A 10915-nucleotide genomic window follows, 5' to 3' on the forward strand; every position below is an offset into this window, starting at 1 on the left:
TAGACGTGTCAAGTAAAAAGATCGCCAATATATATCCGTTATCTCCAATGCAAGAGGGAATGTTATTTCATTCCCTCCTGGACGAAGGAACAGAGTCCTATTTTGAACAATTGCGCTTTACCATTAGAGGACTCATCGATCCAGCTATTCTCGAACGAAGCTTAAACGCGCTGATCGAGCGACACGATATTCTCCGAACTGTCTTTATCCTTGAGAAGGTTCAAAAGCCGCGACAAATTGTACTTAAGGAAAGAAAGACAAACGTTCAGGTGATAGATATCACGCACCTCTCTGAAGAAGAGCAAGCCGTCTTTTTGGAGGACTTTGCTAAAAGAGAACGTCAGAAAAACTTTGATTTGGCAAAAGATGTGCTCATTCGCCTCACTCTTGTCCAAACCTCTTCTGATGCATACACACTGATCTGGAGTCACCATCACATTTTGCTCGATGGCTGGTGCATTCCGATTGTGTTACATGACTTTTTCCAAATCTATCAACAAGTAAAAGACGAACGACCAGGAATTCTCGGCCAAGTTTATCCGTACAGCAAGTACATAAGCTGGTTAGAGGAACAGGATGCAGAAGAGGCAAAAGTCAACTGGTCACGGTATTTAAGTGGCTATGAGCCGAGCACATTTATTCAAAAGCAGGGTACCGGAATCAAATACAATCAAGCAGAGCTGGTCTTCACGATTGGTCAGACGTTGACGAGCCACTTAAATAAAATCGCAAGACAATTGCAAGTAACGGTAAACAATCTCTTTCGTACAATCTGGGGTCTCATGTTGCAGCGCCAAAGCAATATCGATGACGTTGTATTCGGATCGGTTGTCTCTGGCCGTCCAAGCGATATCCCGAACGTAGAGCAGATGGTTGGACTTTTCATCAATACCGTACCTGTCCGTGTTCAGATGAGAGACAACCAAACGTTTTCTGATCTGGTGAAACAAGTACAAGAAGAGTCGAGCTCGCTGGAAAAATATCATTATCTTTCCCTAGCGGACATTCAGAAAAATCAACAACTGATCGATCATATTATTCTGTTCCAAAACTATCCGATGGGCGCAGAGCTTTTGACCCGTCTGAACCAATATAACCAAGAATTCACTCTCACAAATCTGCATGCTTTTGAACAAACCAACTACGACCTGAACATAATGGTCACCTCAGACGATACCCTCACTGTTACGTATTTATACAATGCATCCGTATTTACGGAAGATCAACTCCAAGACCTCAATCAACAACTCACAACTATCATGGACCAAGTGACAAATACACCGGATATCCTTCTGAAAAATCTAGAAGTGGTAAATTCCGAAGAGAAGCACCTTCAGCTCCATACTTTTAATGATACATATCGCAATTATCCTGTTGATTATTTGATTCACCAGATTTTTGAAGAGCGTGCAGAGAAACAACCACACCTTATTGCGCTGGTCATGGGAGAGCAAAAGCTTTCTTATCGTGAGCTAAACGAAAAGGCAAATCAACTTGCTACATTTTTACGTGCAAAAGGGGTAGGACCTGAAAGTATTGTCAGCTTGCTCACAGAACGCTCAACGGAGATGATCATTGCAATTCTTGCGATTTTGAAAGCAGGCGGAGCCTATTTACCAATCGACCCGGCTCATCCGAAGGAACGCATCGAATACATTTTACAGGATAGCGGCAGTGTGCTACTTCTTACCCAAAAACGCTATGTAGAGACAATTGAATTTGCTGATCGGATATTTGATTTAGAGGCGGATGAGCTTTATCAGGGAGTACCGGGTAATCTTGCAAATGTAGCCCAAACTAGTAATCTTGCATACGTCATCTATACATCGGGTTCGACAGGCAAACCGAAAGGCGTCATGATCGAACATGCGAGTCTATTGAATCAAATCTTCGCACTGCAAGAGAAATATCCGCTACAAGAAAAAGATGCGTATTTGTTAAAAACGACCTATACCTTCGACGTATCTGTCGCAGAAATCTTCGGTTGGATTCCCGGCAACGGCAGCCTGGTAATTCTCGAACCTGGCGCGGAGAAAGAACCTGCTCAAATTTGGGAAACGATTGTAAATGATGACGTAACGCATGTCAATTTTGTTCCATCTATGCTCATTCCGTTTGTCGAGTATCTCGAGGGGCGAAAAGAGGGAAACCGACTGCGATACATCATGGCTGCCGGGGAAGCAATGCCGAATGATCTTGCGCCAAAAGTATATAAAGTATTGCCAGAAGTGAAAGTGGAGAACATCTATGGTCCGACAGAAGCTACCATTTATGCTTCCTGCTACTCACTCACGGTAGATTTAATAGAAAATCCTGTGCCCATTGGAAAGCCATTGGCCAACTATCAAATGCATATCGTCAATCAATATGGACAATTACAGCCGACCGGTGTTCCTGGTGAATTATGCATTGCCGGAGCTGGATTGGCGAGAGGATATCTAAATAATGAAGAATTGACGAACGAAAATTTTGTTCCCCATCCGTTTGAAGCAGGCAAACGTATGTACCGTACAGGCGACCTGGCTCGTTATCGCAAGGATGGAAACATCGAATACCTCGGACGCATCGACCATCAAGTGAAAATTCGTGGCTTTCGGATTGAGTTGAACGAAATTCGTAGCCGGTTGATCGAAGAAGAATCGATTCGCGATGCAGTGGTAGTGGCACACACAGATCATAACGATCAAGCGTATCTTTGCGCCTATATCATCGCCGATCAGCTGTGGACTGTTGCCTCATTACGTACACTGCTTCGCCAAACGCTGCCAGATTACATGGTTCCGTCTCAATTCATTCAAATGGAAGAGTTCCCTCTGACCTCGAGCGGCAAAATTGATCGCAAAGCATTGCCACGCCCAGATGGCAATGTGCAAACAGGCAACGCGTACAGTGCGCCGCGCAATCCAATTGAGGAATTGCTCGCCCGGATTTGGGAGGAGGTTCTTGGTGTATCACGAGTCGGGATCCACGATAACTTTTTCGAATTGGGAGGGCATTCGCTTTTAGCCACACAATTGCTGTCCCGTATATCCAAACTATTTCAGACTCAGCTTCAGATGCGTGAGATTTTTACCTATCAGACGGTAGCAGAATTGGCTGAACGTATTCAATTCACTCGCCAAGGTGCGGAGCCGATCAAGCAAAGCCCGATCAAACCGCTTTCATTGGACAGTTCTCAAGAGTTACCACTGTCTTATGCCCAACAACGTCTATGGTTCCTGGATCGGCTTATCCCGAATAGTGCCATGTACAACATTCCGGTCGGATTCCATCTACGTGGAGCAGTCGATACGAATGTAATGGAACGTGCTTTGAATGAAATCATCCAACGGCATGAATCACTTCGAACAACGGTTTTGGACGTAGAAGGACGAGCGGTTCAAGTGATTCATACAAATGTACATTTGTCACTTCCTGTCACTGACCTGCGCGACATGCCAGCAGCGGAAAAAGACGCTATATGGATGAGTATGGTGGAAGAAGATGGCGCGACTCCATTCCAACTGGATCAATGGCCGTTGATGCGGGCAGCGTTGATCCGACTGGAGGAACAAGAGTCCGTTCTCTGGATGAATCTGCATCACATCATCTCAGACGGTTGGTCAATGGATGTATTGGTGAACGAGCTAAGCGCAGTGTATGAAGCATTAGTCAAAGAAGCAGAAGTACCGCTTGCCGATTTACCCATTCAATATCGGGATTACGCAATCTGGCAACGAGAGAAATGGCAAGACAATGTATGGGAGCAGCAGCTCAGCTATTGGAAAAAGAAGCTGGGCCAGAGTGAACCACTTTTGCCACTTCCGACCGATCGTCCACGGACAGTCGTGCAAAGCTATCGCGGTGACAATTATTCTTTCTACGTGCCGAGTGAAGTGGGGCAAAAAATACGCGAGCTTGGACGACAAGAAGGCGCGACACTGTTCATGACGCTCTTAGCGGCATTCAAGCACTTCATGTACCGCTATACGCATACCACAGATATTCTGATAGGCACACCTGTTGCGGGACGGAATCGTCAGGAAATAGAATACCTCATCGGATTCTTTGTCAACATGCTGGTTCTTCGTACTGACCTGTCTAACGACCCTACATTCGTTGAGCTGTTGCGACGTGTTCGGGAGACGGCATTTGATGCTTTTGCAAATCAGGATATTCCTTTTGAAAAATTGATCGATGAATTACAAATTGAGCGCAGTCTCAGCTACTCGCCGCTATTTCAGGTGCTTTTCTCCGTACAGGGAATGTCAACGGGTGTACGTAAAGGCGAGACGTTATCCATTACACCGAATGAAGTCAATCTCAACAAGACGACCAAATTTGATTTGACTCTCACCATGATTGAAAACGAGGATAACGGATTCAAGGGTGTGTTTGAATACAGTACAGATCTATTTGATCGTACGACGATTGAGCGCATGGCAGAGCATTTCCGCAATCTTTTGCAAGCTATTGCGACCAATCCAGCGCAGAAAATAACGGAAGTTGAACTGTTAGGTGATGTGGAACGAGACCAGCTACTCGTCGGTTGGAATGATACTGAGGTTGATTATTCCCGCGATCTTTGCGTGCACGAACGTGTTGCCCAGATAGCACAAAAGTTGCCTGATCAGATTGCAGTCTCAGGCGAGCAAGGTGCAATCACGTATGCAGACCTGGATGCGAAGGCCAATCAGCTCGCTCATCTCTTGCTAAAACAAGGGATTGGCTCGGAAGACTTGGTAGGAATCTGCGTGGAGCGTTCCATCGAGATGTTGATCGGTCAACTCGCGATTCTCAAAGCAGGTGCCGCTTATGTGCCGATGGACCCTGCTTACCCGCAAGAACGACTCGCTTTTATGATCAAGAACTCACAGATGTCTTTGGTCTTAACCCAAGAGCGGTTGGTGGGTGCATTACCAGAAGGAGCTGCAACGTTCCTTTGCTTGGATCGAGATTGGCATGTAATTGCTAAGATGAGTTCGGTTGCGCCAGCGGTTACGACCAAAGCAGAACAACTCGCCTATGTCATCTATACGTCAGGTTCTACAGGAACGCCAAAGGGAGTGGAGATCGAGCACGGATCACTCTTGAATCTAGTCAATTGGCATCAGCGAGCGTACAACGTAATCGCTGCGGACCGTGCATCGCAAATAGCTGGTACAGCTTTTGATGCTTCGGTGTGGGAGATTTGGCCGTATTTGACGGCGGGTGCTACGATTTGCCTGCCACAGGAAGAGATTCGTCTCGTACCAGAAAAACTGCGTAATTGGTTAGTCGAATCAGGCATCACGATCAGCTTTTTACCAACGCCTTTGGCAGAGAGCCTGCTTACTTTGAATTGGCCAGCGGAATCAGCATTGCGCTACATGTTGACGGGTGGTGATACGTTGCACCAGTATCCGTCTGCGAATGTACCGTTTACGCTGGTAAACCAGTATGGCCCAACAGAAAATACAGTCGTTGCTACTGCTGGCATCGTGCCTGTGCAGGGAGAACGAGAAGCGGCTCCTTCCATTGGACGTCCCATTGACAATGTATCTGTCTATGTACTCGACGCAAGCAGAAAGCCTGTGCCTGTAGGAGTTGTCGGGGAACTTTACATCGCGGGGAAAAGCTTGGCACGCGGCTATCTGAACCGTCCTGACCTGACGGAAGCCAGTTTTGTACCCAATCCGTTCTCTACAGATGAAGGGGCACGGATGTATCGCACTGGCGACTTGGTTCGATATTTGGTAGATGGCAATTTGGAGTTTATTGGACGCGCCGATGATCAAGTAAGCATTCGCGGATTCAGGATTGAGCTGGGGGAAATAGAGTCGGCTTTGTATGCACATGCAGCTGTTTCAGAAGCAGTGGTTATCGTCAGGGAAGATTTGACGCCTGGAGTGAAACGACTGGTGGCTTATGCCGTGCTTCATGAGGGAGAAGAGGCACAGACGAATGAATTGCGTCAATCTTTGAAAGATCGACTTCCAGACTACATGGTGCCATCTGTCATCATACTGATGGATGCCCTGCCTCTCACTCCAAACGGAAAAGTAGATCGCCGTGCTTTGCCGGCACCCGATGCCTTGCGAGCTCAATGGGAAGACAGCTTTGTCGCCCCACAAACGGAAATAGAACACAAGCTGGCCGAAATCTGGCAAGGAGTTCTAGGGGTAGAGTCAATCGGGATTCACGATAACTTTTTTGAACTGGGAGGCGACTCGATTCTGACAATTCAGATTGTGTCGCGTGCCAATCAGGCGGGTATCCGATTTACACCAAAGCACTTGTTTGACTCTCAAACATTGGCAGAATTGGCCGCAAGTGTATTTGTTCTTGAGGATGCACCACAAGTGCATATGGAGCAGGATGTTGTTACAGGCGAATTGCCTCTGACACCCATTCAGACGTGGTTCTTTGAGCAGGAAATTTGCCATGTCAACTACTGGAATCAATCAGTCATGCTTGCTGTACGTGAAGAAATAGATGCGAGTTTATTGGCAAAAGCTTTTGCGACGATTCTTGCTCACCATGATGCCTTGCGCCTGCGTTTTCGGAACGTCAACGGAAAATGGGAGCAATATCATGATGTTGTTTCGGATGAGGACGTGTTTCAGGCTGTAGATTTGACTGCTGTACTTGAAACGGAAATCGAGGAACAAATGCAAGCCATCGCAGACGAGCTACAAGAAAGTCTGGATATCGAAAAAGGACCTTTGCTTCATGCTGCATACTTCCAATGCGGGGCCAAACAGCGTCTGTTCATTGCGATTCATCATCTCGCTGTCGATGGTGTTTCTTGGCGAATTATTCTGGAAGACTTGCAAACGGCCTATCAACAATTGACAGGGTTGCAACAGCTGAATTTACCTCAGAAGACGACTTCTTTCAAGCGATGGTCGGAACAGTTGACACAGTACGCTCAGCAAAGCGTAGTCGACGAATACTGGGCGAATCTGGATACAAGTCATGTACTCAACCTGCCTGTTGACCATCCTAATGGAAAGAACACAGAAGGTCTTGCCGTACAAATAAAGGTAAAGCTGGGCGTGGACGAGACTCGTGCCTTGTTGCAGGAGGTACCAGCCGCTTACCGTACTCAGATTAACGATGTGTTACTCAGTGCGTTGGTCCGAGCATATAACAACTGGACGGGGCAAAAGACACTCTATGTTTCAGTTGAGGGACACGGGCGTGAAGAGATCATCGATGGCGTGGACATTTCTCGTACAGTAGGCTGGTTCACAAGCATGTACCCGGTCTTGCTGGAAATGGAGCCAAAGACGCCTTGGAGTTCCTTGATAAAATCAGTCAAAGAACAATTGCGCACGATTCCTGATAAAGGGATTGGCTACGGCATTCATCGTTACGTAAGCAAAGATGAACAAACGTTAAATACCCTGAAAGCTTATGCGCAACCTGAGATTAGCTTCAATTATTTAGGACAATTTGACCAGGATCAAACGGCTGATGCTTCCTTGTTCCAGATCATACCGAACTGGTCAGTATCAAATCTGAGCAAGGATGAAGCCCGACTTCATAAACTGGATTTCCTGAGCATGGTGGCGGGAGATCAGTTAGAAATGACCTGGACGTACAGCGGCGATATGTACGAACAACAAACGATTGAAGAGCTTGCTCGTGATTACGTGCAATCATTGCAAGCGATCATTGCCCATTGCCGCTCTGAAGAGGCAGGTGGCTATACACCTTCCGATTTCCCGTTGGCGGAGTTGGACCAAAAAAACCTCGACAAGGTCATCGGAAACAATCGTCTGATCGAGAGCATTTACACGCTCACCCCGTTACAAGAGGGGATGCTGTTCCACTCTCTTTATGAACAAGCAGGCGGGGACTATGTCGTTCAACTGGTCGTGAATTTGGATCATTTGAATGTGGACATGTTTTCAGAAGCATGGCAAAGAGTTGTCGAGCGACATGCAATCCTCCGAAGCTCCTTCTTATGGAGCGGATTAGAGAAACCGCATCAGGTCGTTCATACAAAAGTAAAAGCACATGTCGAACAATTGGACTGGAGTCACGTAACGAAAGAACAGCAAGAAGCGAATTTACAAACCTATCTCGAACAAGATCGGAAGCTAGGCTTTGATCTTGCTCAGCCGCCATTGATGCGTTGGTCGTTGATTCGTCTAGATTCGAAAACCAGCCAGCTCGTTTGGAGCTTTCACCATATGTTGTTGGATGGTTGGAGTACACCGATCGTGTTAAACGATTGGCTGGTATTTTATCGGGCAGCTGTTGATGGTATCGAAGCAAAACTTCCTGTCGCTCCTCCGTTTTCATCTTATATTGCCTGGTTAAAGCAACAGAGTCTTGAGGCATCAGAGCAGTATTGGCGAAATCATCTGCGGGGTTTCCGAATACCCACTCCTCTTAGCATGGGGAAACCAGGTGGAAGGGTTGTACAACAAAAAGAATACGCAGATCATATGATTCTTTTATCGAAGGAAACAACTGCGAGTCTGCAAGCTTTTGCCCGTAGGCATCAACTGACATTGAATACGCTGGTTCAGGGTGCGTGGGCGTTGATTTTAAGTCGTTACGCAGGTGAGGCGGACGTGGTATTTGGGACAACCAATCTGGGACGTCCTACAGATTTACGTGGAGTGGACTCCATGGTGGGGCTGTTTATCAACACTCTGCCGGTTCGCGTGCTTTTCTCGGAACAAATGACGGTGATCGACTGGCTGAAGAACATCCAACAGGAACAGAGTGAGATACGTCAGTACGAGTTCACGCCGCTCGTTGACATTCAAAGCTGGAGCGAAGTGCCGCTTGGACAGGCGTTGTTTGACAGTATACTCGTTTTCGAGAACTACATGTCTGGTACAAAAACACAGTCTAATACAGACATGTCGCTAAACGCAATCAAAGCAGTTGAGCAGACGAACTATCCATTGACATTGGTGGCGGCGCCTGGCGAAGAGCTATTGCTCAAGCTGATTTATGAAACAAGTCGATTCGAGCAGCTCACCATGGATCAGGTATTGGCTCAATTGATCAAAGTATTAGAGTCAATGATGGCTCAGCCTACGGATCATCTCTCTGCCATTTCATTCATCACAGACAAGGAACGCCACAAGCTGTTAGTGGAATGGAACGCAACGGAAACGGAATATGTGCGGGACGCAGTGATGCACCAGCTGTTTGAAGCTCAAGTAGTAACTACACCGGATGCTGAGTCTTTAATCGTCGGAGAAGAAAGACTGACGTACGCGGAGCTGAACCGACGAGCAAACCAGTTGGCTCACTATCTACGTGCTCAAGGGATCGGCCCAGAGGTCTTGGTCGCTGTTCTCATGGAACGTACGACTGAGATGATCGTAGCGATGATGGGTATTCTCAAAGCTGGCGGCGCGTACGTACCGATTGATCCCGCCTATCCACAAGAGAGAATCGGCTATACGTTGGAGGATTCGCAAGCGGCGATCCTGTTGACCCAAGGAAGCCTGCTATCCATGCTGCCTGAACATAGGGCACAAGTGATCTGCCTGGATCGTGACTGGGAACATATTGCAGAGCAAAGCGAAGAGAATCTGCCAAATTTGGTGGTACCAACTAACCTTTCCTATGTCATTTACACCTCTGGCTCAACAGGTCTGCCCAAAGGCGTAGCGATCCAGCACAGTAGTGTTATTGCCTGTATTGCTTGGGCGAAAACCGTCTTTTCGGCGGAAGAAATGAGTGGGGTGCTCGCCTCCACTTCTATCTGCTTCGATCTGTCTGTCTATGAAATATTCGTGACCTTAAGCTACGGCGGGAAAGTCATCTTGGCTGACAACGCCTTGCATGTACCGAGCCTGCCAGCAGTCAACGAAGTGACACTAATCAATACCGTTCCCTCTGCGGCAAAAGAACTGGTGCGGATGAACGCGATCCCGTCGACGGTACGAGTGGTCAACCTAGCTGGAGAGCCACTGCCAAACACATTGGCGCAAAGTCTATATGCACTAGAGCATGTGGAAAAAGTATGGAATCTGTATGGTCCGTCTGAAGATACGACCTACTCCACGTATGTACAGGTCACCAAAGGCGCCACGACAGAACCGACGATTGGTCGTCCTTTGTCCAACACACAAGCGTATATTCTCGATGCCAACCTGCAACCAGTACCGTTGGGCTTACCTGGCGAACTGTATCTTGGCGGGGAAGGATTGGCTCGCGGGTACCTGAATCGTCCAGAGCTAACAGCAGAACGATTCTTGTCCAATCCATTCCACGCTGACCCGCATGCCCGGATGTACAGCACCGGTGACTTGGTACGGTATCTCCCAGATGGACAAATCGAGTATTTGGGACGGATTGACCATCAGGTGAAGATTCGCGGCTATCGGATCGAGTTGGGAGAGTTGGAGGCTGTCCTTCGAACCCATCCGGCTGTCAAGGAAGCCGTGGTGACGGCAAGAGAAGACAAGCTGGGTGACAAACGTCTGGCGGCGTATGTGACGACAAAAGAGGAAAGTAGGGAAGAGGAGTCTGACTTAGCCGTCTGGGCAAAAGCAAAATTGCCGGAGTTTATGGTTCCATCTGTCTTTGTTTGGCTGGACGCTATGCCGCTCACACCGAACGGCAAGATCGACCGGAAGCAACTGCCAGAGCCGGAGTGGGGGCAAATGGCTTCTGCACAAGAGTATGTCGCGCCACGCACCCAAACGGAGGAGCTGGTCGCCACGATCTGGTCGCAAGTGCTCGGTATCGAAAAAGTCGGGATTCAGGACAACTTCTTCGAGTTGGGCGGGCATTCTCTCTTAGCGACACGGGTCATTTCCCGTCTTCGTGACATGTTTGCAGGAGAAGTACCTATCCGTACTCTTTTCGAAAACCCAACCGTTGCAGAACTATCCGGAGCACTCGGAAGCTTTTTGCAAGAAACATCAGGAGCTTCGATCGTACCTGTTTCACGGGAAGGTCATCTGCCCTTGTCCTT

Annotated in this window: 1 protein-coding gene; it reads left to right on the forward strand. The window is 47.7% G+C overall.

The window, feature by feature from the left end; genetic code table 11:
* Positions 1–47: 47 nt before the first annotated feature.
* Positions 48–10915 (forward strand): amino acid adenylation domain-containing protein (locus tag ACFYU8_RS26585; protein WP_391365914.1); only part of this gene is annotated, 10868 nt, incomplete at its 3' end.

Source organism: Brevibacillus sp. NPDC003359, from assembly GCF_042878995.1.
Lineage (GTDB): Bacteria > Bacillota > Bacilli > Brevibacillales > Brevibacillaceae > Brevibacillus.